Origin of the sequence: Gymnodinialimonas sp. 202GB13-11 (assembly GCF_040932485.1) — a bacterium.
Lineage (GTDB): Bacteria > Pseudomonadota > Alphaproteobacteria > Rhodobacterales > Rhodobacteraceae > Gymnodinialimonas > Gymnodinialimonas hymeniacidonis.
In genome coordinates this window covers 1,118,416-1,145,415 of the sequence record NZ_JBFRBH010000001.1, presented here as the reverse complement: position 1 = coordinate 1,145,415, position 27,000 = coordinate 1,118,416, and the positions used below count along the sequence as shown (strand labels likewise).

The following is a 27,000-nucleotide window of genomic DNA, read 5'->3' as shown; positions in this document are numbered from 1 at the left end:
GATGGGGCCCGCTGCTTAATCGTCGCCCTGCGCCTCAGCCCGGCCTTTGCCGGATACTCCGTGGGCAAGGACCGACGCCATCAAGCCATCAAGATTGCCGTCGAGTACGCCTTGGGTGTCCGATGTCTCATACGACGTCCGCAGATCCTTCACCATCTGATAGGGCTGCAAGACGTAGGAGCGAATCTGATTGCCCCACCCCGCATCGCCCGCGGCCTCATGCACCTCGTTCACGAGGGCGGAGCGTTTATCCAACTCCATCTGGTAGAGCCGCGATTTCAGCGCCTTCATGGCGATGTCGCGGTTCTGGTGCTGGGATTTTTCGGAAGAGGTCACAACGATGCCCGTGGGATGGTGCGTGATCCGCACGGCGGAGTCAGTGGTGTTCACGTGCTGCCCCCCCGCACCGGACGACCGGTAGGTGTCGATGCGGATGTCGCTGGGGTTCACCTCAATCTCGATATTGTCGTCGACGACCGGATAGACCTTCACCGATGTGAAAGAGGTGTGGCGCTTGGCAGCACTGTCAAAGGGGCTGATCCGCACAAGACGATGCACACCGGATTCCGACTTCATCCAGCCATAGGCGTTATGCCCGCTGATCTTGTAGACGGCGGATTTGATGCCCGCTTCTTCCCCTGGGCTGTAGCTTTGCAGGTCCACTTCATAGCCCTGCTTTTCGGCCCAACGCGTATACATCCGCGCCAACATGCTGGCCCAATCGCAGCTTTCCGTGCCACCCGCGCCTGAGTTGATCTCTAAGAACGTGTCGTTGCTGTCGGCTTCCCCATCCAGAAGCGCCTCAAGCTCTTTCGCGGCGGCTTCATCGACAAGGGCGGCGAGGGCCGCTTCGGCCTCTGCCACGACTTCCTCGTCGCCTTCCATCTCGCCCAGTTCGATCAACTCTGCATTGTCTTCAACGCCCTGCTTGATCGCCTCATAGGTCTTTAGCTTGTCGACCAGCACCTGCCGGTCGCGCATCAGCTTTTGGGCCTTTTCCTGATCGTTCCAAAGGTTCGGATCCTCGACCATCGCGTTGAACTCCTCAAGGCGATGGGGCGCTGTCTCGATATCCATGCGCTGGCCCAGAAGGGTCAGCGAATTCTGGATCTTTTCGATATTAGCTTGAGTTTCGGCGCGCATGGATCAGGGCTTTCTCGGGACGTGTGAGGCAGATGTAGTGGAACACCCGGCGGCCCTCAAGCCAGTTACGGCTTGAAGGGGGCATGGCCTGCTTTGGACCTGCGAGAGATGTTAGTGCCTAGTACAATCCGCCGGAGCTGAGCGTGCCGAAGCCGGTTGCCGTCGGCACACGCGCGGTGTCACCGTCGGAGGTTTCGACAAGCACGCCCTGCCCACCACCGCCACCGCTGTCGCCGGGCCGCGTGAACATCGGGATGTCGGACGACATGGCCCAACCACCATCGATAACCGAGAGCAGACCCTGATAGGGCTCCTCACCTTCACGGAACAGCTCGTAGACAACATGATCGCCCGATGAGCCTGCGGGCAACCGCGCGCCGGAATAGCGGTCGATGGGGAAGAACTGGCCGCCCTCTGGCACGGGGAAGTCGCCGCCACCATATTCCTCGATCGCTTCCAGCATGAAACGCTGGAAGACCGGGCCACACATGCCGCCGCCCGATGCGCCGCGTCCAAGCGGCTCGGGCTGGTCGTAGCCAATATAACAGCCAGCCGCGATGTTCGACGTGAAGCCCACGAACCAGACATCGCGCGCCTCATTCGTTGTGCCGGTCTTACCGGCAGTCGGCACGGGAAGGTTCACAGTGCTCGACGCAGTACCGCGCTGGACAACGCCACGCATCATGGAGGTCAGCTGATAGGCTGTGATCGGGTCCATCACCCGTTCTCGTGTGGACACAATCCGCGGGGCCACGCCGGGCTCAAGCGAGGCCAATTCGCAATCCGGGCAAAGCCGTTGGTCGTGGCGATAGACCGTTTCACCATAGCGGTTTTGGATGCGGTCCACGAGGGTCGGCTCCACACGTTCACCGCCATTGGCAAACATCGCGTAGGCCGCGACCATGCGGAAGAGCGTGGTTTCCTGCGAGCCAAGCGAATTGGCGAGGAATGGCTGCATCTCGTCGTATACCCCGAACCGCTCGGCATAGCGTGCGATGGTGTCCATCCCGACTTCTTGGGCGAGACGCACAGTCATCAGGTTCCGTGAGCGCTCGATACCCGTCCGTAACGGAGATGGGCCGTAGAACTGGTTCGAAGCGTTTTGCGGCCGCCAGATCCCCTCGCCCGTGCGCACCTCAATCGGGGCGTCGATGACGATGGTGTTGGGGCTGTAGCCGGAGTCCAGAGCCGCTGCATATACAAAGGGCTTGAAGCTCGATCCAGGTTGCCGGGTGGCTTGGGTGGCGCGGTTGAACGACGAATGCTGATAGCTAAAGCCACCCTGCATCGCCAGCACGCGGCCCGTATGGACATCCATTGCCATAAAGCCGCCCTGCACTTCGGGAATTTGCCGCAGCGTCCAGCGCATGAATGACCCATCGCTATCGCGAGTCATTCGGCGAACATGCACAACGTCGCCAACACTCAGCAAATCACCAGCCACGCGCGCTGTATTCCCGCGGGAGCCATCTTCGCGCAGCGGACGCGCCCATTGCACGTCTTCAGCGGGGATGAAATGGCCATCCTCGTCTTCTTCAACGCCCTCAATGCCGATCCGGGCAGAGCTGTCGCCGACCTCAAGCACCACCGCGGCGAACCAACCATCAATGTCACGCGGGATGTCCGCATCAGCCAAGGCGGCGCGCCAAGTGGCTTCATCGCCTTCGCCCAGATTCGCCGGGTCAATTGTCGTGTAAGCGCCGCGCCACGTGCCAAGGTTGCGGTCATAGCGTTCCAGTGCACGGCGCAGTGCGGATTCGGCCACTTCCTGCAGGCTTTCGTCCATGGTCGAGCGCACGGCATAGCCGCCGGAGAAGAACTCATCAGCGCCGTATTCCGCGCTCAGCTGGCGGCGAATTTCGTCGGTGAAGTAATTGCGCGGTGGTCGGGTCAGGCGGAAGGCTTCGATATGACCGCCCTGCACCGTTTCCAGTGCGGTGGCCTGCGCCTCCTCCATCTCCTGCTCGGAGATGTAGCCATTCTCATACATCTCACGCAGCACGTAGTTGCGGCGGTTGATGGCGCGTTCATAGTCGTTGACGGGGTGAAAGCGCGACGGCGCCTGTGGCAGCGCAGCAAGGTAGGCCACCTGCTCAAGTGTCAGATCTTCCAACGTTGCGTTGAAGTAGGTCTGCGCGGCAGCCGTCACACCATAGGAATTCTGACCGAGGAAAATCTCGTTCAGATAAAGCTCAAGGATGCGATCCTTGGACAGCGTCCGCTCGATCCGGGCGGCAAGAATGATCTCTCGCACCTTCCGCTCAACCGTACGCGACCCGTCCAAGAGGAAGTTCTTCATCACCTGCTGCGTGATCGTCGATGCACCGCGCACGTCCCGACCACGTGACCGGATCGCTTCAACAAAAGCGGCGGCAATGGCGCGCGGGTCGTAGCCGGCGTGGTTATAGAAATTGCGGTCTTCGGCAGAAACGAAGGCATAGGCGACAAGATCGGGGATTTCGTCGGCGGGTGTGAACAAGCGCCGTTCCGAGGCGAATTCGTCCACAATCATGCCTTGGCGCGAATAAATCCGGCTGATGGTCGGCGGCGTGTAGTTCGCCAGTGTTTCATGGTCCGGCAAGCCACGCGAGTACATGAAGATCAGCCCGCCAACGCCAAGCGCGGCAAAGACCAAACCCAAAGTGATGGCGCTGAAAATCGCGCCGAAAATACCGATAATGAATCGCATGTTGTGCTCGTCGTCCCCAAGTCGTGCTCCTGTATACGCGCGCGCGCGAGGGCGGTCAAAACACGACGGCGAGAATTTGCCGTGTTATTACGGGGAAATGCGAAGCAAACCTGATCAGATTTTGCCTACATACGAACGCGAAGCCCGCGTTTGGGCAAATCGCCGTGACAAATCCTTGTGGGAGAAGCCAATTCTTGAGGCCTGCGTGGCCGGGCGGGAGCCGAGATTGGACGTTTTGGACCTTGGTTGCGGGTCAGGGCAACCGATTGCGCAATGGTTCGTGGAACGGGGCGATTCCGTCACCGGCGTCGATGGGGCGGCAGCCATGGTCGCAGAACTTCGCGACCGGGTGCCGGCGGCGCGCGCCATTTGCGCCGATATGCGCACCCTGGATCTGGGGCAGACCTACGATATCATCTTGGCCTTCAACAGCTTTTTTCATCTGAGTGAGAAGGATCAGCAGGCGATGTTTCCGATCTTCGCCACCCATGCCGCTGCCGGGGCGCGACTGGTTTTCACCTCTGGTCCAAGTCATGGCGAGGTTTGGGGGCGGGTCGGATCATCCGAGGTTTACCATATGAGCCTCGCGCCCGACGCCTACCGCGCATTGCTGGCGGATCATGGTTTTACCGAAATATGGTTCCGCCCGGACGATCCGGACCTCAACGGCCATTCCGTTTGGTTGGCTGAGTTTACTGGCGTCTAAGCGCGTCTGCCGCTGCATCTGCCTGAGCCCAAGCGACAACGGCGCCTGTGATGGCAGCCTGCATTCGCGCGCGCCAGCTGGGGTCGAGGATGTTTTGCAAATCGCCGCCATCGCTCAGGAACCCAACCTCCAACAATGCGGCTGGGAAATCTGCGGCCTTTAGAACCGAAAAGGCCCCCTCGCCCCGTGGGCGGGCATGAAGGTCTAACCCTGTCGTATCAATGGCTTGCACCAGAATGTCGGCAAAGGCGCGACTGCGAGGTGCGTTTTCGATGCGCGCGAGGTCCAAAAGGACACTGACCACTTCGTCATCGCTGCCCGAAAGATCAATTCCTTGGAGCAGGTCCGCCCGATCATGTTGTTCGGCCAGCGCAGCGGTGGCGGCATCGGTGGCTTCCTCGGCGAGCGTATAGACGGTCGCCCCTTGCGCCCGCCCCTCGGCAATCGCGTCAGCGTGCAGTGAGATGAATAGGTCCGCGCCCGCGGCTCGCGCGATGGTCACGCGGGTCGGCAACGGAACGAAAACGTCCGCATCGCGGGTCATCACAACCTCAATATCGCCGGTCCGGCGCATGATCTCGCGCAGTTCGCGGGCAAACGAAAGCATCAGATCGGCCTCGGTATAACCGTTTCGCACGGCACCCGGATCGACGCCGCCATGGCCTGGGTCCAGGACAATCAACAAAGTATCATCATCTGCCGGAGCGGCGGCGGCAGTCACAACCGGCAGTAGCACGCCGCTTAACCCCGGCGGCGCGCCAGCGGCTGCCGAAAAAGCTTCTTCCTCAACCGGTTGTAGCGAAAGTCTGACCACGGCCTCACCCGTCGCATCGTCTGTTTCCATCGCTGCGATCTCGGGCAGCATGGGCGCATTGAGCGTCAAGACCATTCGGGACCAGCCGGGCGTCGCCGCCCCGCCATAGGCGATGCTCTCTACCGTTCGGGCGCGGTTGAACCCTTCCGGTAGGGCGTCGAAATCGACCTCGCGGAAATCAAGGACCACGCGCATCGGATCGGACAGAGTGAACACCCGGAACGGCACGGCCTGGCTGAGCGCCAATTCCAACTCGGCCCCACGGCGATTGCCGGTCAGGTGGCTGTCTTCAGGAAGGGCACGCGCCAAGGCTCCGAATCCCTGCGAATGCGCAGGAAGCGGAAGCCAGACTAAGGCGATTATCAGGACTGCTCGGATCACGGGGATGTTCCCTCTTGCTTGATCCCTGCATAGCTGATCCGGCGCGCCCCTCCTACCCCTTTTGGGCATCCATGAATGAGATCAGGCGCGTCACACCTGCTTCGATGTCCGCGGTCGAGCGCGCATAGGAAAAGCGCAGCGTACCCGCACCCCGCGCCTTGTCAAAGTCCAGCCCCGGCGTCACGGCAACGCCCGCCTTGTCGAGAATATCTGCCGCGAATGCCCGCGCATCGTCCGTGAAGTTCGACACATCCGCGTAGACGTAAAACGCCCCATCGGCTGGCGCGGTTTTCGTCAACCCGGCCTCCGCAAGGCCGTTCAAAAGGATCGTGCGGTTCTTGGCATAAGTCTCACGATGCTGGTCCAATTCGGCCCGTCCATCCGGTGACAACGCGCCAAGGGCCGCCACTTGCGCGGCATGGGAGGGGCAGATGAACATGTTCTGCGCCAAACGTTCGATGATCCGGACATGGTCGAGCGGAACCACCATCCAACCCAGCCGCCAACCGGTCATCGAAAAGTACTTCGAGAAGGAATTGATGACGTAGGCATCGTCCGTCACTTCCAACGCAGATACGGCGCGCCCTTCATACTGCAAGCCGTGGTAAATCTCGTCGGAAATCAGTGAGATACCGCGCGACGTGCACGCGTCCGCCAAGGCACGCAACTCAGCCTCAAACAGCATTGTTCCGGTCGGGTTAGCGGGGCTGGCAACGATCAACCCGTCAAGATTAACCGTCAGATGGTCTGGCGTCGGTTGGTACCGCGTCTCGGCGTGGGTTTGCAGCCCCACAGGCTCGAGCGAAAGCGAGGACAGAATCTGGCGGTAGGACGGATAGCAGGGCTCCCCCAAGGCAACCTTCGCACCCGCATCGAAAAGTGCCGTGAAGGCTAGAATGAACGCCCCCGACGCCCCGGCCGTCAGGACCACGCGGGACGGATCAAGCTCGATGCCGTACCATTCCTGATAAAGCGCCGCGATGCCTTCGCGCAGGTCGGGCCGACCAAGCGCAACCGTATAGCCCAATGGCCCGGCTTCCATCTCGGCTGCCAGCTTTGCGCGCGCGGCCTCGGGCGCGCCGGAGCCGGGCTGGCCCACTTCCATATGGATGATGTGGCGTCCGGCCTCCTCCGCCGCGCGGGCGGCTTCCATCACGTCCATCACAATGAACGGGTCCACGATGGCTCGCGAAGAATGGCGCATTTTTCACCTCACAGCTTTGTGCAGGGAGAAAACAGGCTAGGCAGGTGTCGTCAATGGTGGCGGGCAGGTTTGGATATGGTAGGACTTGGCAAATCCGAAGGACGGAGTTTTCTGATGAGCAAGTATTTGTTGGGTGCAGCCTTTGCAGCCCTGCTGGCGGGCCAGGCGGCAGCCACTGATTTGAATGACTTAACCGACGCTGAGCGCGACCTCTTCCGCGAGGAAGTCCGCGCTTATCTCCTTGAGAACCCTGAGGTTCTGATGGAAGCCTTCGCTGTCTTGGAACAACGTCAGGCCGAGCTTGAGGCCGAAGCGCAGGCGCTTGCCGTCATCGAAAACGAAGACGCCCTGTTCAATTCCGCCTTCGACCATGTCGGCGGCAACCCGGACGGCGATATCGTGATCGTCGAATTCCTCGATTATCGCTGTTCCTTCTGCCGCCGTGCGCATCCGGAGGTGACCGAATTGGTCGAGGCAGACGGCAATATCCGCATCATCACCAAGGAATTCCCGATCTTGGGCGAGCAGTCCGAGCTAGCCAGTCGCTTCGCGATCGCCACTCGCATTGCGCTTGGCGGGCAAGCTTATGAACTGGTGAATGAAGGTCTGATCAGTATGCGGTCGGATGTGACCGAACTGTCGCTGGCGCGCCTTGCGACGGATCTTGGCCTTGATAGTGAGGCCATTTTCGCCGCGATTGATGATCCGCTGGTTGAGGCCACGATCAACTACAACCGCGATCTGGCCAGTCGCATGGGCATCACCGGCACGCCGTCCTTCGTGTTTGGCGACCAACTGGTGCAGGGCTATGTGCCGCTTCCGAACATGCAGGAGATTGTCGCGATCCTGCGCGAGACGGCGGAGTAGAGCTCCACTAACTGTGCCACCCAAAAGAAAGGGCGCCGTTGTGGCGCCCTTTTTCGTGTCTCGGATCAGCCGCGTGACCACCAGCCGCGCCGCTTGGGCTTGGCCGGTTCTTCTGGCGCGGGTTCCGGGGCCGCCTCTGCAGCAACCGGTTCGGGCGCAGGTTCCGGTGCGGCAACAGGCTCGGGTGCCGCTTCAGGCTCCGGTTCCGGCGTTGCAGCTTCAGCAACAGGCTCGGCCTCCGGTTCCGGTTCCGGCGTGGGTTCAGCCGCAACTTCTTCGGATGCGGTTTCTTCTGCGGGCGATGATGCGTCAGCCTCAGCTTCAGGCTGCTCTTGCGACGCCTCTGTTTCGGCCTCAGCCTCAACCGATTTCCGGCCACGCCCACCACGACGCGAGCGGCGACGCTTCTTAGGTTGATCCTCGTCACCGTCAGCAGCTTCAGGTGCCGCATCCGACTGCGCGCCTTCATCCGCGCTTTGTGCCTCTTCAGACTGGCCCTCAGCCCCGTCTTCCGTGTTTTGCACGTCCTCGTTGCCTTCGCCCCCGCGACGACGGCCACGTCCACCGCGACGACGGCGACGCTTCTTCTTGGGCTGATCATCGTCTTCCGGCGTCTCGACTTCGGCCTGCGTTTCCGCGTCCTCGTCGATATCATCCATCAACGCAGCATCCATGGAGATCACGGGCGCAGTCGCTGTGATCTTCCGGGTGGCTGTCTTGAACTTCTCGATCTTGAAATCCGGCACCACCAGCGCGGCATCCGCTTCAATCCGGATCGCCATGCCAGAGCGGGCTTCGATCGCATCAAGCGTCTCACGCTTGAAATTGAACAGGAAGTTCACGATGCCAACCGGTGCGGTCAGCAACACTTCCTTGGAGCGGCCACGGGTGCCCTCCTCTTCCAGCTGACGCAGGATTGACAGCGCAAGGCTGTCATCCGACCGCACGAGGCCGGTGCCGTGGCAGTGATGGCAGGCCTGCGTTGTGGCCTCCAACATGCCGGGGCGCAGACGCTGGCGCGACATTTCCATCAAGCCGAAGCTGGAGATCCGCCCCACCTGAATGCGGGCGCGGTCGGTCTTCAGCTTGTCTTTGATGCGTTTTTCAACGGCATTGTTGTTGCGGCGCTCGTCCATATCGATGAAATCGATCACGATCAGGCCCGCAAGGTCACGCAGACGCAACTGGCGCGCAACTTCCTCGGCGGCCTCAAGGTTTGTCTTGAGCGCCGTCTCCTCGATCGAGCCTTCTTTCGTGGCCCGGCCTGAGTTCACGTCGATCGCCACCAGCGCTTCGGTCACGCCGATCACGATGTATCCGCCTGACTTCAACTGGACCGTCGGGTTGAACATGTCGGCCAGATAGCCTTCGACCTTGTGCTTCGCGAACAGCGGCATCGGGTCGGTGTAGTGCTTCACGTTCTTCGCGTGGCTCGGCATGATCATTTTCATGAAGTTCTTGGCGTGCCGGTAGCCGGCCTCGCCTTCGACCAGAACTTCACCGATATCGCGATTGTAGAGGTCGCGGATCGTGCGGTGGATCAGATCGCCTTCCTGATAAATCGGCGCAGGCGCGATGGATTTCAGCGTCAGCTCGCGGATCTGTTCCCATTGCCGTTGCAGGTATTCGTAGTCACGCTTGATCTCGGTTTTCGTGCGCTGTGCGCCCGCCGTCCGCACGATCAGGCCCGCACCTTGCGGCACGTCCAGCGCGGTGGCGATTTCCTTGAGCTTCTTGCGGTCAGACGCATTGGTGATTTTGCGGCTGATCCCGCCACCGCGCGCAGTGTTGGGCATCAATACGCAGTAGCGCCCTGCCAGCGAAAGATAGGTGGTCAGCGCAGCGCCCTTATTGCCACGTTCTTCCTTGACGACCTGCACCAGCAGGATCTGGCGAACCTTGACGACTTCCTGGATCTTGTACTTGCGCGGGCGCGGTTTGCGCACCGGGCGGATTTCCTCTTCGTCGTCGTCATCCGCGACGGTTTCCGCATCGCTGTCGTCGCCATCATCATCGCCGTCAGCGCTGTCTTCGTCAGCTGCCTGCTCGGCTTCAGCTTCCGGTGCATCAGAGTCGTCGTTTGGCTCTTCAACCGGCGTTTCAGCGACAAGCTCCATCGGGGAAAGGCCCTCAACCGAGGCATCATCCGCCTCAGCTACACTGTCATCGGCGTCGCCCTCTTCGAGGTCTACGACGTCCATGCCCGATGGCGCCTCAGAGGTTACGGCATCAACGCCAGTCTCTTCGGCCTTTGTCTCAGCCGGTTTGCGCCGCCGACGACGCCGCTTGGGCTTTGGGGCTTCTTCCTCGTCTTCGCGTGCCTGCTGTTCAGCATAGGCGCGTTCTTCCGCCAAAAGCGCTTCACGATCCGCTACGGGGATTTGGTAGTAATCGGGGTGAATTTCGGAAAACGCGAGAAAGCCATGCCGGTTCCCGCCGTAATCCACAAAAGCAGCCTGAAGCGAGGGTTCGACCCGCGTCACTTTTGCCAGATAAATATTGCCTGCGAGTTGCCGTTTGTTCAGCGACTCAAAGTCGAATTCCTCAACCCGGTTGCCGTCTGCCACCACGACGCGGGTTTCTTCCGCGTGGGTGGCATCGATGAGCATCTTTTTTGCCATGATATCCTTGCTCGCCCACCGAACACGCGCGTTGGCGGGGCGGACCCCGGTGGCGCTGCGAATTTCATTGGGCGTTGTACTGATAGCGCGATGGACCCGGGCCGGACGATCAAAGCCTGTGGCCCTGATAGCTTATCCGTTTGTGCACCTAGGCAGGGCATCGCGTCTGTCTCCGATGGCTGAAACATGGGTGCTTCGCCATCCATTCATGCGCCATGTGGCGCGGTTACGTGCGGTTCTGACGGACGCGAGAAAATGGGTGCGTGCATCAGACCAAGTGACCTGCCGCCCTCCCCCGTCGCGTCATGTGCGCGGCACCGGGACAAAGGTGCAGAGAAACTGATCGCTGGCTTATGGCCAGTTCCTTCACATTAAGGGAGGGTGCGGCGGAATGACAATGGGGAAACGGCGATCGGCCAAACTATTCCGTCGTCATCACGGGTTACACAATCTTCAACGCGTCTGGCAACGGCGCATCCACCAGCCAGGCTTTCAAGGTTCGCAAGAAGATGGCACTTGATACCACCGGCCACCCGTGTCCGCCGGATGCGAAAGCCCCGTTGGCGTTGGGCGAGGCTTCCGCGACAAGGTGCACGCTTTCCTGTATGCTCTCCATCTCTTGATCTCCGGACATCACAAGCACGGGACGCGCGATCGAGTGGATCTGATCGCGAATGTCGAAATCGCAAGCCAGTCGACCGATGCTACGAAGTGTTCGTGCATCGCATGGCGACGTGGGCGTCACAGACCACGATCCCGCATTTTCCACACCGAGACCTTTGAATGCGGATTTCCGTGCGCGGAACGTGGTCATCAGCGGCGAAATCACATTCAGAAACGGGACCAGATACCACCGCCCCTTGAGTGGCATGACTTGGAAGCTCGTCAGCAGCGCCTTTTCAACAAGATGAGGGTGGCGAAGGGTCAACATCATGCCTGTATAGGCCCCAAGCGAATATCCGATCACGGGCAGCGGGCCGAGTCCCTCGGCCTCCAGAAAGCGTGCAAGGTGATCGGCGCTGTCCTCAAAATCCTTCAACGGCAGATGGGCACTGGCGCCAAAGCCCGGAAGATCCGGGCATATGCCGTTGATGCCCGGAAGCTGGTCCACGACATCCTTCCATGCGGTTCCCACCGTGTTCCCGGGGTGCAAAAAAAGGACCGGGCGACCGTCAGGGTCGCCAAGCGTGTGCACACTCAGCATCTCCACTTCCATCTCCATGGTAGAGCGGGCCAGACACAAGCCGGAGAGCGCACGGATTTGCCCGCTTTGGACGTTCGCGAACAGATGTTAGCAGAGGTATTTCGCGGCTGGTACAAGCGGGTTCAGGCCATCGGCAGACATGCGCCGATGGCCTGCTTCAACAGCTGCTCAGAGGTAATCCGACCTGCTCAGCCCGTATTTCGCCATCTTCTCGTTCAACGTCCGGCGCGGCAGGCAGAGCTCTTCCATCACACTGGCGATGGACCCGCGATGCCGCCGCATCGTGTTGTCGATCAGCATCCGCTCGAACGCTTCGACGTACTCCTTGAGCGGCTTGCCCTCGCCAATCGCTTGCGGGGCAATCTGCGTGTTGTCAGACATCAGAAGCGAGGCAATCGTGCCCGACCCGCGCCGTTGTTGAAGGATCGCGCGCTCAGCAATGTTGATCAGCTGGCGCACATTGCCTGGCCATGGAGCCTGCAACAGCTGCGCGGCCTCTTGCGCTGTCACCTGCGGCGCTTCGGTCCCGTATTCCTCGCTGAACTGCTCTCCAAACCGGGTGAACAGCGTCAGAATATCCTCGCCGCGCTGGCGCAGCGGTGGCAGATCAATCCGCATGGCCGCCAGGCGGTAGAACAGATCCGGGCGCAGCGACCCTTCGCACTGGTCAGGCTCGGGCGCATTACAGATGGCTACAATGCGCGTCTCGGCCGGCGTGCCCTGATCGTTGATGAACGTCAGCAGGCGCGCTTGAAGGCTTTGGCTGAGGCTCTCAATATCTTCCAGCACTAGCGTGCCGCCCCGGGCTTGCTCCACCAACGGCTTGTCCTGATCTTCCCCAACAGGGCCAAAGAGCTTCGCCGTCAGTTCCTCCTCCTCGTGGGCCGCACAAGACAGCACGACAAATTGCTTGCCGGCACGAGGGCCGACTGCGTGCAACGCATGGGCCACCAATGTCTTGCCTGTCCCAGTCTCCCCGGTGATCAGCACATGACCATCGGCCTGACCGAGGTCGAGGATGTCCTCGCGCAACCGTTCCATAACCGGGGACGACCCGATCAACTTTCGCATCAAGACGGTGCCGTCGCTCAACTCCTTGCGGAGCGCCCGGTTGTCGAGCGTCAGACGCCGCTGCTGGCCCGCACGTTTGGCCAAATCCGTCATTCGGTCAGGGTTGAACGGCTTCTCGAGGAAGTCGTAAGCTCCGATCCGCATCGCCTCCACCGCCATGGGCACATCGCCATGGCCGGTGATCAGGATCACCGGAATTCCGCTATCCACGCCCATCAGGCGTTTGAGAAAAGCCATGCCATCCATGCCGGGCATCTTCACATCCGTGACCACGACGCCCGGAAAGTCCGCCCCGATCCCCTTTAGCGCGTCTTCCGCGCTGGCATAGGTTTCCGTGTCAAATCCCGACAGCGCCAGCCATTGGCTGATCGACTGCCGCATATCCTGCTCATCATCTACAATCGCGATCTTCATGTCGCAGATCCTTTTTCAGTGCCCCGCTCGCCATGCGAAAATGGGGAATGGTAATCTGCGCCCCCTTGCGTGCCGGGGCGCAGGCATCTCTCAATCACTCGGCAGCCGTCTGACCACCCTGCCCCTCGGCCAAAGCCGGAAGCCTGACCTCGAACACGGCGCCCGCGCGATCTGAGTTGCGCGCAGAAAGACGTCCGCCGAGGTCCTTTACAATTCCAGATGAGATGGCGAGGCCGAGGCCAACCCCCTCTCCGGGTTTCTTCGTTGTGTAGAATGGCTCGAACAAAGCCTCCAGATCGTCAATACCGTCTCCGCTGTCACGCACCGACAGCATGACCTCGTCTCCCTCCACGATCATGAGGTCCAACTCCCGTCGCTCAGTCCCCTTCATCGCATCCAATGCATTGCGCAGGAGGTTGATGATGACCTGCTCCAGCCGCAGCCGGTCCGCCATGACCATCGCTGGCTTACGCGGAAGGCTTTGGGTGATCTCCACTGTATCGGTCCGCAATTGCGGCTCCATCATGGTCAGCGCGCCCTTCAGCGCCTCACGCATATCCACGGGCTCAAGGGCGTCTCCGCCCTTTCTGGCATAGCTTTTCAGCTGCCTGGTGATCGCGCCCATCCGTTCGATCAGGTCGTCGATCCGCTGGAAGCTGGAGGCCGCCTCTTCCGTCCGTTTGCGCTGCAACAACAGCCGCGCGCCGGCGAGGTAGGTTTTCATGGCAGCAAGGGGTTGGTTCAGCTCGTGGGAGACCGCGGCAGACATCTCACCCAGGGCCGCAAGCTTCTGGCTCTGCTGAAGGCTCTGTTCCGCCTCCTCAAGGGTCCGTTCGACCTTCTGACGCTCGGCAATTTCCCGCTGTAGCCTTGCATTGAGGCGGCGCAGTTCCGCCGATTCCCGTGCCAGAACAGCACTTTGCATCCGGGCGCGGCGGCTCAAAACATAGAAGCCGCCCGCCAGAAGCAGTGCGAATCCCATGATCTCCAGCGCGAGGACGCCATTCACCCGCTCCCGCACGCTCGTATAGGCGGTGTAGCTCACGATCCGCCAACCGCGGAACGGGATACGGCTTTCCAGCCGGATGGTGGCCGAGCCGAAGAAATTGGGGCCCGGATCGCCAAAGGCCCAATCCCCCGTCGCCTCAAGCGCCCGTTGAATGGCGTTCGGCGGGGTCCGCAGCGACATTGCCTCTGCCTCGGTCCGGCCGCGCCAACGGGCCTCGGTCGACAAAATGATCTCGCCCGTGCTGTTGGCGAGGAACACGGCCTCCGAGGTGCCGCGCCAGCGGTCGACAAGACGGGCGAGGTCGATTTCGACCAGAATGACGCCCAACAACCCATCGCCGTTTTCGATGGACCGGGAGAATGTGAAATCGAACCGGCCCGTTTCCGGTTCATTCGAAGTAAATACAGTGTCTGAGCTGCGCGTCGCCTCAACGAAAAAAGGATCTGCGTCGCGGCGTTCAGCAATTCGGGCGCGGTCCGTGGCCGCCACAACACGGCCTTCGCGGTCCAGCAACAGGATCGAGGCCGCGCCGATATCCTCCACGTAGGAGATCAGGTATTGCGACGTGTTCGTGTAGTCATTCGCCTCCAGCGACCGGATCAGCGAGGGGTCGCGGCTTAGCAGCAAAGGCACGACCTGGTGGCGTTGAATCTCCGACAGGACAGATCCGGAATAGATCGCCAATCGAAGCTCGGCTCGGTTGCGGGTTGTTTCCGTGAAGCGTTCCGTCAGCCAGATGTTTGAGATCCAAATGACACTGACGGCAGCGACTAGAAAAACGACCAGCAATCCGCGCAAATACCACGGCCGCCAGCGAGAAAGGCCCCGAGGCCCGGGGGTACGCTCCGTCACACTCATTGGCAGAGCGTAGGCTGCACAGCGCTAACGCTCAAGGCCGATGGGGTTATGCTGCGACCAGCGCACCCGCTAACGCGGCGAAGAGCGGCGCGCCGTCTGTACCGCCTTGCGTTTCTTCCACGGCACGTTCCGGATGCGGCATCATGCCAAGCACACGGCGATTTTCACTCAGGACACCGGCGATGTCCGCGCGGGAGCCGTTGGGATTATCCTGATACGTGAAGGCAATGCGATCTTCGGCCTTCAACGCGGCCAGACCTTCATCATCGATCTGATAATTGCCGTCATGGTGGGCAATCGGCACAGAAACCGTCTGATCTGCGCCATAACCGTTCGTGAACGGGCTGTCGGTTGTGGCCACAGCAAGCGGCTCCGCCCGGCAAACGAATTTCAGCCCTGCATTGCGCATCAGAACACCCGGCAAAAGGCGCGTCTCACACAGAACCTGAAAGCCATTGCAGACCCCCAGAACGTGCCCGCCCTTGGCCGCGAAGTCTGCCACGGCGCGCATGATCGGCGATTGCGCGGCAATGGCACCACAGCGCAGGTAGTCGCCGTAGGAAAAACCGCCCGGCACGCCGACCACGTCAATCCCGTCCGGCAACGTGGTTTCCTTGTGCCAGACCTGGCTGGCCGCGAACCCCGCCTTTCGGAAGCCTTCGACCATATCGCGGTCGCAATTGGAGCCGGGGAATTGAAGAACCGCCGCCTTCACGCGCCCATCTCCACCCGGTAGCTTTCGATGACGGTGTTCGCGAGCAGCTTTTCGCACATCTCTGTCACCTGCGCTTCGGTCGTGCCATCAGCCAGGTCCAGTTCGATCACCTTTCCCTGACGCACGCCGCCAACACCGTCAAACCCCATGGAGCCAAGGGCCGATTTCACGGCCTCACCCTGCGGGTCCAGAACGCCCTGTTTCAGCATCACGGTCACGACAGCTTTCATCGCCCCTGCCCTCTTTGTTCCAAAAATATGCACATCCCACGCCCGCCCCGGACGCGGCGTTTCAGTTGATAAGCGTCGGCTTCGACACGCCAGACGGGCCTTGCGGCATCACGCCAAGGCGCCGCGCCACTTCCGTATAGGCATCCGCCAGATCACCCAGATCGCGGCGGAACACATCCTTGTCGAGCTTGCGGCCCGTCTCGATATCCCAAAGACGACAGCTATCGGGGCTGATCTCATCGGCCACGATCAGGCGCATGAAGTCGCCGTCCCAGATCCGGCCGATCTCGATTTTGAAATCGACCAGCTTGATCCCGACACCCAGCATCAGACCACTCATGAAATCATTCACGCGCAGAGCGAGGCTAACCATATCGTCCATGTCCTGCTGGCTGGCCCACTGGAACGCGATGATATGCTCTTCGCTGACAATCGGATCGCCAAGATCATCGTTCTTCAAGTAAAACTCGACGATCGGGCGCGGCATCGGCGTGCCTTCCTCGATCCCCAGCCGTGGGCAGATTGAGCCTGCAGCAGTGTTCCGCACCACAACTTCCAGAGGAATAATCTCAACCGCGCGGATCAACTGCTCACGCATGTTGATGCGTTTGATGAAGTGGTTCGGCACCCCGATCGCGGTCAGCCCGTTCATGAAAAACTCACTCAGGCGGTTGTTCAACACGCCCTTGCCGTCAATCACATCGCGTTTCTCGGCGTTGAAGGCAGTCGCGTCGTCCTTGAAATACTGCACCAGAGTTCCGGGTTCAGGGCCTTCGTAAAGGACCTTGGCCTTACCCTCGTAGACCTTTTTGCGGCGTGCCATGGATGCTGTCCCATCAGGTGGCGCGAGCTATCTGCGCCCACGCAATTATGGGCTGGCTATAGGTCATCGCGCTTTGTGTCGCAAGCACGCGCGCAGGGTTCGGCTTGCGGCCCTCTGGCGCGGGGGGATAAGGTCGGGCGAAACGCAACAACCCCATAGTGGAGACAGTCCATGTCCGGCTTTGACGACCGCGCAGATGCCTTTGAAAACAAGTTCGCCCATGACGCCGAGATGCAGTTCAAGGCCGAAGCACGCCGCAACAAACTGATGGGCCTTTGGGTCGCCGAAGCACTTGGCAAATCCGGCGATGATGCAAACGCCTACGCCGCCGAAGTCGTGAAAGCCGATTTCGAGGAGGCTGGCCATGAGGACGTGATGCGCAAGGTCCTTGGAGATCTGGACGGCAAGCTGCCCGAGGCGGACGTTCGCGCGAAATACGAGGCGCTGATGCCGGTGGCCAAAGCGCAGTTGATGGACGAAGTCTAAGCACTTCTTTTCCTGAACACACAGACCTCATTACGAGGCGGGCCCGGTTCGGCGCCCGCCTTTGTTGAATCTGCCTCATGAAAATCATGCAGATTTTCCGCCTTGCTCATAATGCGGCCCGCAGGCACACCGCCCCCACACGCGCGTAAAACAAGGCCTTCTCATGTCCGACCCCCTTTCCCGCCTTTTGCAATCCCGCGATTGGCTGCTTGCCGATGGCGCAACAGGTACGACGTTGTTCAACATGGGACTGCAATCCGGCGACGCGCCTGAGCTTTGGAACATCGACCATCCGGATCGCATCGCCAAACTCTATCAGGGCGCAGTTGATGCGGGCTCTGACCTCTTCCTGACCAACACTTTCGGCGGCACGGCAGCCCGCCTCAAGCTGCACGACGCGCAGAACCGCGTGTTTGAGTTGAACAAGGCCGGGGCCGAGATTGGCCGCGAGGTTGCTGATACAGTGGGCCGCCCGGTCATCGTTGCAGGCTCGGTTGGGCCGACCGGAGAGATCATGGCCCCGATGGGCGCGCTCACCCATGAATTGGCCGTTGAGATGTTCCACGAACAGGCTGAGGGCCTGAAAGCAGGCGGCGCAGATGTCCTGTGGGTCGAGACGATCAGCGCACCTGAGGAATACAAGGCCGCTGCCGAGGCTGCCAAGCTGGCCGGAATGCCTTTCTGCGGCACGATGAGCTTTGACACGGCAGGCCGCACCATGATGGGCCTGACCTCCGCCGCGATGGCCACGATGGTTGAGCGGCTGGACCATAAGCCTGTGGCATTCGGTGCAAATTGTGGTGTCGGCGCGTCCGATCTGCTGCGTACCGTCCTTGGCTTTGCCGCAAGCGGGACGGAGCGTCCGATCATCGCCAAAGGCAATGCGGGCATCCCGAAATACGTCGATGGTCATATCCACTACGACGGCACGCCCGAATTGATGGCACACTATGCCTGCCTGGCCCGGGATGCGGGCGCCACGATCATCGGCGGATGCTGCGGCACGACCCCTGAACATCTGACCCAGATGCGCCGCGCGTTGGAGACGACACCACGCGGCGACCGCCCGAGCCTTGAGGTGATAGCAGCAGCGCTTGGTGGCTTTTCATCAGACGTGGATGGCACGGAAGCCAATGCCGGGCCGGTACGGGAACGCCGGGGTCGCCGCCGCGCCCGTGCATGATTTAAGCACGCCTCTCATGCGATCACTCTTCATCATTCTTGGCTGCCTGTCTCTCGTGGCTTGGTTCCTATGGTATCAGTTCATCGCCTCCATGGCATGTGCCTTTGGGAGCGTTTCGGGCAACTGCACGACACCGGCACCATGGGAGCTTAATTCCGAAGACCTTCAATTCATGGTTTTGATCCCGGGCGCCATCACGCTCGCGTTCTTCGTCATCGCGTTCTTTGCGAAATCGTCTAAGAAGAATGACCGATAAACTATCAGAACAGCGCCAATTGATCGCCGTTCGCCAGCGGCACCTCAAACAGATCGGTGCGCAGCGGCGGAAGCTTTTCAGCCATTCCAGCCGCCCGCACAGCGCGCGAAAAACGTTGTTGCAGAAGATCGGCCCAGATCCCTTCTCCCCGCATCCGCTTCCCGAACTCGGCGTCGTAGTCTTTTCCGCCATGCATATCGCGCAGCTTCGACATCACACGACCGACCCGCTCAGGGTAATACTCGGCAAGCCAATCCTGCCACAGCTGCGAGACTTCAAGCGGCAGGCGCAGGGGGATCATGCTCGCTGCAACCGCTCCCGCATCGCGCGCGGCGGTGACAATTCCTTCGATCTCATGATCGGTCAGCCCCGGAATGATAGGCGAGACCATCACGCTCACCGGAATACCTGCCTTGCTGAGCCGCCCAATCGCCTGCAACCTACGCGCGGGCGACGGCACGCGCGGCTCCATCTTGCGGGCCAGATCGGGTTGCAATGTCGTGACGGACATTCCGACACGCGCCAGCCCCGCCTGCCCCATCTCGCCCAAAATGTCGGCGTCCCGCTCAACCAAGGTGCCTTTGGTGGCGATCCCGACCGGGTGGCGAAACCGTTGCAAAACCTCAAGAATCCCCCGCATCACGCGGCGCTCTTTCTCAATCGGCTGGTAGGCATCGGTGTTCGTGCCGATGGCGATCACATCGCACCGATAGTTTTTGCGCCGCAACTCGGCCTCCAGCACACGCGGGGCTTCGGGCCGCGCGATCAGCTGCGTCTCGAAATCCAATCCTGGCGACAGGCCCAGATAGGCGTGGGTTGGGCGCGCAAAGCAGTAGATGCAGCCATGTTCACACCCGCGATACGGGTTGATGGAGCGGTCGAACGAAATGTCGGGCGAGGTGTTCTTGGTGATCACCGACCGCGGCACCTCCTCCGTCACTTCGGTCCGCAGGGGGCTGGCTTCTTCTACAATATCCCACCCGTCATCCACCTCCTCCCGTACGTGCCGCTCAAACCGGCCGACATCATTGCTCAGCGCCGCGCGCCCGGCAGGTCTGGATGGGTTCGGGAATGCCATGCCCAAACATGGAACAAAAATAGAACATTCGCAAGGCAGGTCGCGGCGCAGACGCCCCATGTCGCAATTCGCCATGTCCAGCGCCCGGAAAAGATTACCAATTCTCAAAAGCCCCCGGTCCGCGTGCGTCCCGGACCTGTCATGGAGAAGCCCCATGTCTGACGAAGAAGACGATATCGTCCTGTCCGAACTCAACGACGAAGACCTCGTCGCCCAGATGTTCGACGACCTCTACGATGGCCTCAAGGAGGAGATCGAAGAAGGCGTGAACATCCTGCTGGAGCGCGGCTGGGAACCCTACCGCGTTCTCACCGAAGCGCTGGTGGGCGGCATGACCATCGTTGGTAATGATTTCCGCGACGGAATCCTGTTCGTGCCAGAGGTTTTGATGGCCGCCAACGCCATGAAAGGCGGCATGGCCATCCTGAAGCCCCTGCTGGCCGAAACGGGAGCGCCCCGTGTGGGCAAGATGGTGATCGGCACCGTCAAAGGCGACATTCACGACATCGGCAAGAACCTTGTGTCGATGATGATGGAAGGCGCAGGCTTTGAGGTTGTGGACCTCGGCATCAACAACGCGGTCGAAGCCTATCTGGAGGCGCTTGAGGCTGAAGGCCCAGACATCCTCGGCATGTCCGCACTTTTGACCACGACCATGCCCTACATGAAGGTCGTGATCGATACGATGGTCGAGCAGGGCATCCGCGACGATTACATCGTCCTGGTAGGCGGTGCGCCCCTGAACGAGGAATTCGGTAAAGCCATCGGCGCAGACGCCTATTGCCGGGACGCCGCAGTCGCCGTTGAAACCGCGAAGCAGTTCGTAGCCCGCAAGCACAACCAGCTGGCCGCTGGCGCCTGAGCCAGACCAAGCCTAACATGAAGTCCGCGCGGGAATGTCCCGGCGCGGGCTTTTTCATTGGGGCGGACATGCAGATTATCCTGACCGGGCCAAACGATGCGCCCCTGTTTGAAAATTTGCACGAGGACGTTTTTGACGCCCCTCCGCAACCCGACCTTCTGCACAGCTATTTGGCGGATCCACGCCTTCACATGGCCGTCGCGGTTTTTGATGGTCAGGTGGTCGGCATGATCACCGGCATGCACTACCACCACCCCGACAAACCGCCGCAGATGTGGATCAACGAGCTTGGCGTGGCCGAGCCGTTCCGCAGACGCGGTATTGCAACGGACCTTATCCAGCGCCTCTCTGAGCACGCGCTCACCCTCGCCTGTACCGAAATCTGGGTTGTCGCCGACCCGACCGACATGGCCGAAGGGTTCTACACGAGCCTCGGCTGGGAACGGACCGGGCAGCGGCTGGCCATGTTTTCGGCGGGCCTTGCCTCCCCATGATGCCCCCGCGCGACATCCTGCTGGCGATAATCGTGATTTTCGTCTGGGGCACGAACTTCACGGCGATGAAGCTGGCGCTGGAAGAACTCCCGCCCCTCCTCTTCGTGGGGCTGCGGTTTGCAATCCTTGTCCCATTGCTCTTCTTCTTCAAACGCCCTGCCCCGTGGCTCGCCATCATCGGCGTGGGCGCGCTTTTGAACATGGGCCAATTCGCCTTCCTGTTCTCGGCCATGCGGGCCGATGCGTCGGCGGGCCTCGCCTCGCTCCTTCTCCAGAGCCAGGCCCCGCTGACGATCCTTCTAGCCGCCCTGGTTTATGGAGAGCGGATCACATGGCTTCAGGCGGCAGGCATTGCATTGGCCTGTGCGGGCGTTGCCGGTTTCGCGCTCAACGGCGGGGGAAACATCACGCTTTGGGGCCTCACGCTGGTCATGTGTGGTGCCCTGTCCTGGGCCTGTGGCAACCTGATCCTGCGACGCTTGCCCGGTGTTAACATGCTGGCCCTGTTCATCTGGGCCAGCCTCATCCCGCCTTTGCCCATGCTCGGCCTCTCCGCCCTGATCGAAGGCGCAACTCCATTCGCCACACTAACCGCTCTCAACCCCGCGGGCTGGGGCGCTGTCCTTTACGTCGCCATCGCATCAACCATTATCGGCTACTCGATCTGGGGGGCCCTTCTTTCTCGCCATCCCGCAGCTCAGGTCACGCCCTTTGCCCTTGGGATCCCGGTTGTGGGCATCGTCACGGCGGCCATCATTTTGGGCGAACGCATCACCCTGCCAGAGGCGATTTTCGGCCTTGTCATCCTGATCGGAATAGCCGTGGCCATCCTTGCCCCGCGCTTGCAACGCCCGCGTTAATCCGCCGCGCTTGGCGGCCCCTCAAATCACTCCATCTCGCGCCTCGACAACAACTTGAGGACGACCAGATATGAGCATCCAATTCCGCATTCTCTTCGGACTTTTCTTCGTGGCTCTCGCAGGCTCCGGCCTGCTGCTTTGGCTGGCGCTGGCTTGGGGCAACGGCTTTTGGGCGATGGCCGCACCGCTTGGCGTGGGGGCCATGCTGAGCCTTGTCTCGTGGAGCTTCGTCCGCAAGCTCTGACAAAAAAGGCGGGCCGCTTCCAAGCGACCCGCCACAACTCGTTACGCGACAAATCTCAGGCCGTGCGCTTTTCCAGATAGACAACTGTGGCCGCAGCCACGACGCCGTAAAGGACATGACCCGCCAGCGCGACCCAAGTGATCCGTGCAAAACCTAGGAAGGCCGGGTTGCCTGCAAACCATGCGATGAAGCCGATGGCGAAGACCCAAAGCGCTGCACCATAAAGTGCCGAAGCAATGGTCCAATGCAGCCCCGGCACAGCTTTGTTGAAAAGCGGACGAGCAATGAAGAGCCAGCCGACCGGGTAAGCAATCACACCTACCAGAAACAGGTGCATAAGGTTGCCGTACGGCGCCCCATTCGGCAGACCGAGCGCACCGAGGAAGCCCCGCGCCAGACCAACTGGGGACAGGCCGCCAAGGCCGAGAAGCGGCGCAATCGTTTTGCCCCAGAGATCAAAGGCCATCGTCCCTGCCGCTCCGGCCAGAGCGATCAGAACGAGCGTGTCGAGGGTGATGCGCGGCAGCGCGGCGGATGTCGGGTTTGTAGTTGCGGTTGCCATTGTGTCGGTCCCTTTTGGTATGATGTCGGTGGCGGTGTCGCCGTGAGTGATTTCTGGCTTGAACATCGCTGCATCACAGGCTCCGCTCAATTGACGGCTCTGTGAGCGCACGGGCCCGTGAGAAGGTGTTTCAATGCACGTGGATGATAAAAAGCTGGTCGAATTCGGCATGGATGCACCAATAAAGGGTCAAATCCTGCTGCTTGCTTGTGGCGCACTTGCCCACGAAGTCCTTGCTTTGAAACGGTTAAATGGGTGGGATCATCTTGATCTGCACTGTTTACCGGCCAAGTTGCATAACACGCCCGACCAGATCCCCGACGCCGTCGAGTCTGCAGTCCGCGCACGCTCCGGTGCATATGCGCAGGTCTATGTCCTCTACGCCGATTGCGGCACGGGCGGATTGTTACAAGCCAAATGCGCCGAATTGGGCGTCGAGATGCTGGAGGGCCCGCATTGTTACAGCTTTTTCGAAGGAAATGCGGCGTTTGAGGCCCGTGATGAAATGACCGCCTTCTACCTGACCGACTTTCTGGTGAAGCAGTTCGATGCGTTTGTGACGAAGCCGCTCGGTTTGGACCGCTTCCCGGAATTGCGTGAGATGTATTTCGGAAACTATGAAAAGCTCGTCTATCAGGCGCAGGTGGACGACCCGGTCTTGACCGAAAAGGCCCGCGGACATGCCGAAGCGCTGGGATTGGCGTTTGAACGTCGCTTCACAGGCTACGGCGATCTTAAGGTCGCCCTGTCCCGCCTTTGAGGTGTTGCGCCTTGCTTTGCAAATCGCCGGGGCGCGGAGACCTTAGTGGTTGTCGCGCGGTAGGTCCTTCGCGATCCGTTGATATGCTGTCGCCAGTTCAAGGCAGCCGCCATCTGCAAGCTGGCCCACATGTTTGCGGTAGAGTTCTTGCCAGGGCGTCTGGTGTGTGATCTCCGGCGGGGTCCAGGCCGCTTTGCGGGTCGCCCATTCCTCTTCGGGAACCATCGCGTTCAGCGTGCCTTCGTTCAGGTCAAGGCGGACCGTGTCGCCGGTCTGCAGATAGGCCAAGCCGCCGCCAACAACGGATTCCGGTGAAGCGTTGAGGATCGACGGCGATTCCGATGTGCCGGATTGGCGCCCGTCGCCCACGGTGGGCAGATGCTTGATCCCTTCTTTGATAAGCATATCAGGGGGTTGCATGTTCACTACCTCGGCTGAACCGGGATACCCCACGCAGCCCACGCCGCGGATGAAGAGGATCGAGCGATCGTCAATGGCGAGGTCGGGGTCATTGACGCGGTCGTGGTAGTCTTCGGGGCCTTCAAACACGATGGCGCGGCCTTCGAACTGGTTGTCCTTCAGGAAGCGCGTGCGGAAATCCTCGGAGATCACGGAGGTCTTCATAAGGGCGCTGTCGAAGAGGTTGCCAGAGAGGACAGCGAAGCCCGCCTCTTCGCGCATCGGGTTGGCGACGGGACGGATAACATCCTGATCTTGAGAGCGAATTGCACCGAGCGCATCTTTGAGCGGCTTGCCGGATGCGGTCATGACGGTGGTGTCCAGAAGCCCTTCGGCCATCAATTCGCCCATCACAGCCGGCACACCGCCAGCACGGAAAAAGCTTTCGCCGAGGTATTCGCCGGCGGGCTGCATGTTCACCAACAGTGGCAAAGCGTGGCCGATTTTTTCCCAATCGGTGACGTGAAGCTCGACACCCGCATGGCGCGCCAAGGCCTGCAAATGCGGTGGCGCATTGGTGGAGCCGCCAATGGCTGTGTTGACTTTGATCGCGTTTTCAAAGGCTTGGCGGGTGAGAATGTCGGAGGGCTTGAGATCTTCCTCGACCATTTCCACCGCCCGGCGACCGGTGAGGTAGGCCATCTCCATCCGCTCGCGGAAGGGGGCCGGAATGGCCGCTGCGCCCGGCAGCGTCATGCCCAAGGCTTCGGCCAAGGCGTTCATAGTTGAGGCCGTGCCCATGGTGTTGCAATGGCCAAGCGAGGGTGAGCTGGCGCAGGCTAACTCCATGAATTCATTGTAATCTATCTCGCCCTTGGCCAGCAGTCTGCGGCCTTCCCAGATGCTAGTTCCAGAACCTGCGCGCTTGCCTTTGTACCAGCCGTCGAGCATTGGACCGCCGTTCAAAGCGATGGCGGGGAGGTCGACAGTGGCCGCGCCCATCAGCATGGCGGGGGTGGTCTTGTCGCAGCCCGTTGTCAGCACCACGCCGTCGATTGGGTAGCCGTGCAGGACCTCAACCAAAGACAGATATTGCAGGTTTCGATCGAGGGCCGCGGTGGGGCGCTTGCCGGTTTCCTGGATCGGATGCACAGGGAACTCCAAGGGAATGCCGCCCGCGTCTCGGATACCTGCCTTGATCCTATCCATCAGAAAAACATGGATTTTATTGCACGGCACAAGGTCCGAGCCGGTCTGCGCGATGCCGATGATCGGCTTTTCGGCCTGCAATTCGCCCTGGGTGAATGCCTGGTTCTGGTAACGCTCAAGATAAAGCGCGGTCATGCCCGGGTTGTTGGGATTGTCAAACCATTCCTGGGACCGGTAACGGCGGTTGGCGCGGGTGTCGGACATGATTTGGTTCCGTATAGTGAGACCGAAATTCGTATATTGAAACCTTACCCGCGCGAGGCCGCCGCCTCAAGCCGCCGAAAGCCCTCCCGTTCGGGAGGAGATGTTCCCGTTCGGGAGGACTTTGGGAGGGCCGGGGTGCAAAACCCCTCCCGTTCGGGAAGAGTTTTGGACAGATCTTATAGAGGAATGCGTGCCGCGGTGGCCGCGCTCAGATCAGTGGGATCGCGTCTTTGACAAGCGGTGCCAGATCGCTGTCATCCTCGGCTGCGTGGGCTTTCAATTCGGCGCGCATTTCCGGCCCCCAGAAATCCTTCAGATGGGCAGCGACACGCTCGGCCTGATCGGCACCGGGTTGGGTCGCGAAGAAGGTGGCGATCTGGTTGGCCATGCGGGTGAGTTTTTCATGCGGCATGGGTTTGGCTCCAGTCGATGCGGTTTGAATGGGTAAAGGTCTCGAGCCGGTCTTCGCGAGCGAAGGCGGCGATGGTGAGGTTCGCGGCCTCGGCCAGTCGCACGGCATGGGCCGTTGGGGCGGAAACGGCGATGAGGATCGGACATCCGGCGAGGACGGTTTTCTGGACCATCTCGACGGAAATGCGGGAGGTCAGGACGATGGCGCCTTGGCTGAGGTCGGTGTCGTCGCGCAAGGCCGCGCCGATCAGCTTGTCGAGCGCGTTGTGACGGCCGACATCCTCACGCGCGAGGGTCACGCCTTGGCCGGGTGTCAGGAAGCCTGAGGCATGGACGGCATGGGTCAGGTCGTGGAGCGGCTGGTGGGCGCGCAACATCTCGGGCGCTTTTGCGGCCTCGGCCAGACCGATGGAGCCGCCCTGCCCCAACACCGGCAAATCGCGCAATGCTTGTTCCAGCGAGTCGATGCCGCAGAGGCCGCAGCCGACCGGGCCCATCATGGCGCGGCGGCGGTCGCCGAGCGCCTCGGCGATGGCGTCGGGCACCCAGAGGCGTGCCTCAATCCCCTGATCGCTTTCGATGATCTCCACGCTCTCGATCTGGTCGGGCGTGGCAAAGCCTTCGGTGAAGGCGAAACCGGTGGCGAAATCCTCAAGGTCGGCGGGCGAACACATCATCACGGCCTGCGTCGTGCCGTTGACGGTCACGGCAACGGGCGTTTCCTCGGGCAGCGAGCGCGCGACGTCGCGGGCGTCGGAAGAGCCGAGGGCCTCGGCGGATATGGAGTGGGTGGGTGTCATCCCTCACCGCCCTCATATCCTACTCGCTCAAGACCCCGGCGGTGCAGCGAAATCGCAAGTGGCAGCTGCCCCAAAAGTCTTTGACACCTCTCGCCAGCCAATCTGGCTTCCTCTTCAGGCAACGTCAGAAGTATGAGAAAGCCATCCGCCCCTGCCATAGAAACGGTGCCGCAGAGCTCGGGTTCACCGCGCATCAACTCGGGTACAGCTTCAAGATGGGCTGCGTAAATAGGCATCACGGCCCCAAGGTCAAAGCAGTCGCCCAGAACGCCGCGTTCCGACCGAACACCGCCAGCGATCCCGTCATAATCCGGCGTCGCCAGCAGCGCGGCGAATTCGTTCACAACCGGCTGCCAAAATTCGGGGCAGGTTATACTATCTGCCGATGCAACACCGGGCGCGGCAAGCATCGCCGTGACTGCATATTGCACCAGCCGTAGCAT

At 60.9% G+C, this 27,000-nt stretch carries 27 protein-coding genes; 10 read left to right on the top strand and 17 right to left on the bottom strand.

Translation table 11 applies throughout. The features are described from left to right. Positions 1 to 15 precede the first annotated feature (15 nt). Both prfB and V8J81_RS05750 read right to left on the bottom strand, forming a co-directional pair. Complete coding sequence (prfB, locus tag V8J81_RS05755; RefSeq protein ID WP_368474795.1) at positions 16 to 1,143, bottom strand: peptide chain release factor 2; 1,128 nt, start codon at positions 1,141 to 1,143, stop codon at positions 16 to 18. A 118-nt stretch (positions 1,144 to 1,261) separates the two neighbouring features. Beyond that, the gene (locus V8J81_RS05750; RefSeq protein ID WP_368474794.1) at positions 1,262 to 3,832 is read right to left on the bottom strand and encodes a penicillin-binding protein 1A; all 2,571 of its coding nucleotides are present in this window, start codon (positions 3,830 to 3,832) and stop codon (positions 1,262 to 1,264) included. Positions 3,833 to 3,929: 97 nt separating this feature from the next. Here V8J81_RS05750 and V8J81_RS05745 point away from each other — a divergent pair, with 97 nt between their 5' ends. Further along, complete coding sequence (locus tag V8J81_RS05745; RefSeq protein ID WP_368474793.1) at positions 3,930 to 4,538, top strand: class I SAM-dependent methyltransferase; 609 nt, start codon at positions 3,930 to 3,932, stop codon at positions 4,536 to 4,538. On the opposite strand, the gene V8J81_RS05740 is transcribed toward V8J81_RS05745, so the two are convergent. Then, on the bottom strand, positions 4,525 to 5,661 hold the full coding sequence (locus V8J81_RS05740; RefSeq protein ID WP_368474792.1) for an N-acetylmuramoyl-L-alanine amidase: 1,137 nt from the start codon (positions 5,659 to 5,661) through the stop codon (positions 4,525 to 4,527). The genes V8J81_RS05745 and V8J81_RS05740 overlap by 14 nt on opposite strands. A 124-nt stretch (positions 5,662 to 5,785) precedes the next feature. After that, entirely contained in the window at positions 5,786 to 6,937 is a 1,152-nt protein-coding gene (locus tag V8J81_RS05735; RefSeq protein ID WP_368474791.1) for an aminotransferase class I/II-fold pyridoxal phosphate-dependent enzyme, read from the bottom strand. A 114-nt stretch (positions 6,938 to 7,051) separates the two neighbouring features. Here V8J81_RS05735 and V8J81_RS05730 point away from each other — a divergent pair, with 114 nt between their 5' ends. Beyond that, a complete protein-coding gene (locus V8J81_RS05730; RefSeq protein ID WP_368474790.1) occupies positions 7,052 to 7,804 on the top strand; it encodes a DsbA family protein in 753 nt (250 codons plus the stop codon). A 65-nt stretch (positions 7,805 to 7,869) separates the two neighbouring features. Here the strand turns inward: V8J81_RS05730 and V8J81_RS05725 are convergent, their stop codons facing one another. The 7 genes from V8J81_RS05725 to purC form a co-directional block, all read right to left on the bottom strand. Continuing rightward, positions 7,870 to 10,425 (bottom strand): Rne/Rng family ribonuclease, encoded by a 2,556-nt coding sequence (locus V8J81_RS05725; protein ID WP_368474789.1) that lies wholly within the window; start codon positions 10,423 to 10,425, stop codon positions 7,870 to 7,872. A gap of 442 nt (positions 10,426 to 10,867) precedes the next feature. Then, positions 10,868 to 11,647: an alpha/beta fold hydrolase gene (locus tag V8J81_RS05720; protein WP_368474788.1), complete on the bottom strand. Its 780-nt coding sequence runs from the start codon at positions 11,645 to 11,647 to the stop codon at positions 10,868 to 10,870. 150 nt (positions 11,648 to 11,797) lie between these two features. Next, complete coding sequence (locus tag V8J81_RS05715; protein WP_368474787.1) at positions 11,798 to 13,114, bottom strand: sigma-54-dependent transcriptional regulator; 1,317 nt, start codon at positions 13,112 to 13,114, stop codon at positions 11,798 to 11,800. A gap of 94 nt (positions 13,115 to 13,208) precedes the next feature. After that, positions 13,209 to 14,981, bottom strand: a complete 1,773-nt coding sequence (locus tag V8J81_RS05710; protein ID WP_368474786.1) for a sensor histidine kinase — start codon at positions 14,979 to 14,981, stop codon at positions 13,209 to 13,211. A 46-nt stretch (positions 14,982 to 15,027) separates the two neighbouring features. Next, positions 15,028 to 15,696: a phosphoribosylformylglycinamidine synthase subunit PurQ gene (gene purQ, locus V8J81_RS05705; protein ID WP_368474785.1), complete on the bottom strand. Its 669-nt coding sequence runs from the start codon at positions 15,694 to 15,696 to the stop codon at positions 15,028 to 15,030. Continuing rightward, positions 15,693 to 15,926, bottom strand: a complete 234-nt coding sequence (purS, locus tag V8J81_RS05700; RefSeq protein ID WP_368474784.1) for a phosphoribosylformylglycinamidine synthase subunit PurS — start codon at positions 15,924 to 15,926, stop codon at positions 15,693 to 15,695. The genes purQ and purS overlap by 4 nt, the downstream gene beginning before the upstream one ends. Before the next feature lie 61 nt (positions 15,927 to 15,987). Continuing rightward, entirely contained in the window at positions 15,988 to 16,749 is a 762-nt protein-coding gene (gene purC, locus V8J81_RS05695; protein WP_368474783.1) for a phosphoribosylaminoimidazolesuccinocarboxamide synthase, read from the bottom strand. 171 nt (positions 16,750 to 16,920) lie between these two features. Here purC and V8J81_RS05690 point away from each other — a divergent pair, with 171 nt between their 5' ends. The 3 genes from V8J81_RS05690 (at position 16,921) to V8J81_RS05680 (ending at position 18,674) form a co-directional block, all read left to right on the top strand. Beyond that, entirely contained in the window at positions 16,921 to 17,235 is a 315-nt protein-coding gene (locus V8J81_RS05690) for a DUF1476 domain-containing protein (protein WP_368474782.1), read from the top strand. A 163-nt stretch (positions 17,236 to 17,398) separates the two neighbouring features. Next, positions 17,399 to 18,418 (top strand): betaine--homocysteine S-methyltransferase, encoded by a 1,020-nt coding sequence (gene bmt / locus V8J81_RS05685; RefSeq protein WP_368474781.1) that lies wholly within the window; start codon positions 17,399 to 17,401, stop codon positions 18,416 to 18,418. Between the two features lie 16 nt (positions 18,419 to 18,434). Next, a complete protein-coding gene (locus V8J81_RS05680) occupies positions 18,435 to 18,674 on the top strand; it encodes a methionine synthase (RefSeq protein WP_368474780.1) in 240 nt (79 codons plus the stop codon). A 4-nt stretch (positions 18,675 to 18,678) separates the two neighbouring features. Here V8J81_RS05680 and V8J81_RS05675 read toward each other — a convergent pair whose 3' ends face one another. Next, the gene (locus V8J81_RS05675; protein WP_368474779.1) at positions 18,679 to 19,752 is read right to left on the bottom strand and encodes a PA0069 family radical SAM protein; all 1,074 of its coding nucleotides are present in this window, start codon (positions 19,750 to 19,752) and stop codon (positions 18,679 to 18,681) included. Between the two features lie 154 nt (positions 19,753 to 19,906). On the opposite strand from V8J81_RS05675, the gene V8J81_RS05670 reads away from it, so the two are divergent. The 4 genes from V8J81_RS05670 (at position 19,907) to V8J81_RS05655 (ending at position 22,212) form a co-directional block, all read left to right on the top strand. Beyond that, entirely contained in the window at positions 19,907 to 20,614 is a 708-nt protein-coding gene (locus V8J81_RS05670) for a corrinoid protein (RefSeq protein WP_368474778.1), read from the top strand. Positions 20,615 to 20,631: 17 nt separating this feature from the next. Then, positions 20,632 to 21,108 (top strand): GNAT family N-acetyltransferase, encoded by a 477-nt coding sequence (locus V8J81_RS05665; protein ID WP_368474777.1) that lies wholly within the window; start codon positions 20,632 to 20,634, stop codon positions 21,106 to 21,108. Continuing rightward, positions 21,108 to 21,968: an EamA family transporter gene (locus tag V8J81_RS05660; protein WP_368474776.1), complete on the top strand. Its 861-nt coding sequence runs from the start codon at positions 21,108 to 21,110 to the stop codon at positions 21,966 to 21,968. Before V8J81_RS05665 ends, V8J81_RS05660 begins: the two co-directional genes overlap by 1 nt. A gap of 70 nt (positions 21,969 to 22,038) precedes the next feature. After that, positions 22,039 to 22,212 carry a hypothetical protein gene (locus V8J81_RS05655; protein ID WP_368474775.1) on the top strand — a complete coding sequence of 58 codons (174 nt, stop codon included), beginning with the start codon at positions 22,039 to 22,041 and terminating at the stop codon, positions 22,210 to 22,212. Between the two features lie 55 nt (positions 22,213 to 22,267). Here V8J81_RS05655 and V8J81_RS05650 read toward each other — a convergent pair whose 3' ends face one another. Then, positions 22,268 to 22,774 (bottom strand): hypothetical protein, encoded by a 507-nt coding sequence (locus V8J81_RS05650; RefSeq protein ID WP_368474774.1) that lies wholly within the window; start codon positions 22,772 to 22,774, stop codon positions 22,268 to 22,270. Positions 22,775 to 22,907: 133 nt separating this feature from the next. Here V8J81_RS05650 and V8J81_RS05645 point away from each other — a divergent pair, with 133 nt between their 5' ends. Continuing rightward, the gene (locus V8J81_RS05645) at positions 22,908 to 23,534 is read left to right on the top strand and encodes a DUF1638 domain-containing protein (protein WP_368474773.1); all 627 of its coding nucleotides are present in this window, start codon (positions 22,908 to 22,910) and stop codon (positions 23,532 to 23,534) included. Between the two features lie 42 nt (positions 23,535 to 23,576). Here the strand turns inward: V8J81_RS05645 and V8J81_RS05640 are convergent, their stop codons facing one another. The 4 genes from V8J81_RS05640 to V8J81_RS05625 all read right to left on the bottom strand — a co-directional run bounded on the left by V8J81_RS05640 (position 23,577) and on the right by V8J81_RS05625 (position 27,000). Then, positions 23,577 to 25,346: an IlvD/Edd family dehydratase gene (locus tag V8J81_RS05640; protein ID WP_368474772.1), complete on the bottom strand. Its 1,770-nt coding sequence runs from the start codon at positions 25,344 to 25,346 to the stop codon at positions 23,577 to 23,579. 208 nt (positions 25,347 to 25,554) lie between these two features. Then, positions 25,555 to 25,758: a formate dehydrogenase subunit delta gene (locus V8J81_RS05635; RefSeq protein ID WP_368474771.1), complete on the bottom strand. Its 204-nt coding sequence runs from the start codon at positions 25,756 to 25,758 to the stop codon at positions 25,555 to 25,557. After that, positions 25,748 to 26,557 (bottom strand): formate dehydrogenase accessory sulfurtransferase FdhD, encoded by an 810-nt coding sequence (gene fdhD, locus V8J81_RS05630; RefSeq protein WP_368474770.1) that lies wholly within the window; start codon positions 26,555 to 26,557, stop codon positions 25,748 to 25,750. Before fdhD ends, V8J81_RS05635 begins: the two co-directional genes overlap by 11 nt. Further along, entirely contained in the window at positions 26,554 to 27,000 is a 447-nt protein-coding gene (locus V8J81_RS05625) for a hypothetical protein (RefSeq protein WP_368474769.1), read from the bottom strand. The genes fdhD and V8J81_RS05625 overlap by 4 nt, the downstream gene beginning before the upstream one ends.

Coding starts and splice junctions, on each gene's coding strand:
- bmt (WP_368474781.1), top strand. CDS start 17,399: ATGTCCGACCCCCTTTCCCGCCTTTTGCAATCCCGCGATTGGCTGCTT.
- V8J81_RS05650 (WP_368474774.1), bottom strand. CDS start 22,774: ATGGCAACCGCAACTACAAACCCGACATCCGCCGCGCTGCCGCGCATC.
- V8J81_RS05640 (WP_368474772.1), bottom strand. CDS start 25,346: ATGTCCGACACCCGCGCCAACCGCCGTTACCGGTCCCAGGAATGGTTT.
- V8J81_RS05710 (WP_368474786.1), bottom strand. CDS start 14,981: ATGAGTGTGACGGAGCGTACCCCCGGGCCTCGGGGCCTTTCTCGCTGG.
- V8J81_RS05675 (WP_368474779.1), bottom strand. CDS start 19,752: ATGGCATTCCCGAACCCATCCAGACCTGCCGGGCGCGCGGCGCTGAGC.
- V8J81_RS05625 (WP_368474769.1), bottom strand. CDS start 27,000: ATGCTACGGCTGGTGCAATATGCAGTCACGGCGATGCTTGCCGCGCCC.
- purS (WP_368474784.1), bottom strand. CDS start 15,926: ATGAAAGCTGTCGTGACCGTGATGCTGAAACAGGGCGTTCTGGACCCG.
- V8J81_RS05720 (WP_368474788.1), bottom strand. CDS start 11,647: ATGGAGATGGAAGTGGAGATGCTGAGTGTGCACACGCTTGGCGACCCT.
- fdhD (WP_368474770.1), bottom strand. CDS start 26,557: ATGACACCCACCCACTCCATATCCGCCGAGGCCCTCGGCTCTTCCGAC.
- V8J81_RS05645 (WP_368474773.1), top strand. CDS start 22,908: ATGCACGTGGATGATAAAAAGCTGGTCGAATTCGGCATGGATGCACCA.
- prfB (WP_368474795.1), bottom strand. CDS start 1,143: ATGCGCGCCGAAACTCAAGCTAATATCGAAAAGATCCAGAATTCGCTG.
- V8J81_RS05670 (WP_368474778.1), top strand. CDS start 19,907: ATGTCTGACGAAGAAGACGATATCGTCCTGTCCGAACTCAACGACGAA.
- V8J81_RS05660 (WP_368474776.1), top strand. CDS start 21,108: ATGCCCCCGCGCGACATCCTGCTGGCGATAATCGTGATTTTCGTCTGG.
- purC (WP_368474783.1), bottom strand. CDS start 16,749: ATGGCACGCCGCAAAAAGGTCTACGAGGGTAAGGCCAAGGTCCTTTAC.
- V8J81_RS05655 (WP_368474775.1), top strand. CDS start 22,039: ATGAGCATCCAATTCCGCATTCTCTTCGGACTTTTCTTCGTGGCTCTC.
- V8J81_RS05665 (WP_368474777.1), top strand. CDS start 20,632: ATGAAGTCCGCGCGGGAATGTCCCGGCGCGGGCTTTTTCATTGGGGCG.
- V8J81_RS05690 (WP_368474782.1), top strand. CDS start 16,921: ATGTCCGGCTTTGACGACCGCGCAGATGCCTTTGAAAACAAGTTCGCC.
- V8J81_RS05745 (WP_368474793.1), top strand. CDS start 3,930: ATGCGAAGCAAACCTGATCAGATTTTGCCTACATACGAACGCGAAGCC.
- V8J81_RS05735 (WP_368474791.1), bottom strand. CDS start 6,937: ATGCGCCATTCTTCGCGAGCCATCGTGGACCCGTTCATTGTGATGGAC.
- V8J81_RS05715 (WP_368474787.1), bottom strand. CDS start 13,114: ATGAAGATCGCGATTGTAGATGATGAGCAGGATATGCGGCAGTCGATC.
- V8J81_RS05725 (WP_368474789.1), bottom strand. CDS start 10,425: ATGGCAAAAAAGATGCTCATCGATGCCACCCACGCGGAAGAAACCCGC.
- V8J81_RS05635 (WP_368474771.1), bottom strand. CDS start 25,758: ATGCCGCATGAAAAACTCACCCGCATGGCCAACCAGATCGCCACCTTC.
- V8J81_RS05730 (WP_368474790.1), top strand. CDS start 7,052: ATGAGCAAGTATTTGTTGGGTGCAGCCTTTGCAGCCCTGCTGGCGGGC.
- V8J81_RS05680 (WP_368474780.1), top strand. CDS start 18,435: ATGCGATCACTCTTCATCATTCTTGGCTGCCTGTCTCTCGTGGCTTGG.
- V8J81_RS05750 (WP_368474794.1), bottom strand. CDS start 3,832: ATGCGATTCATTATCGGTATTTTCGGCGCGATTTTCAGCGCCATCACT.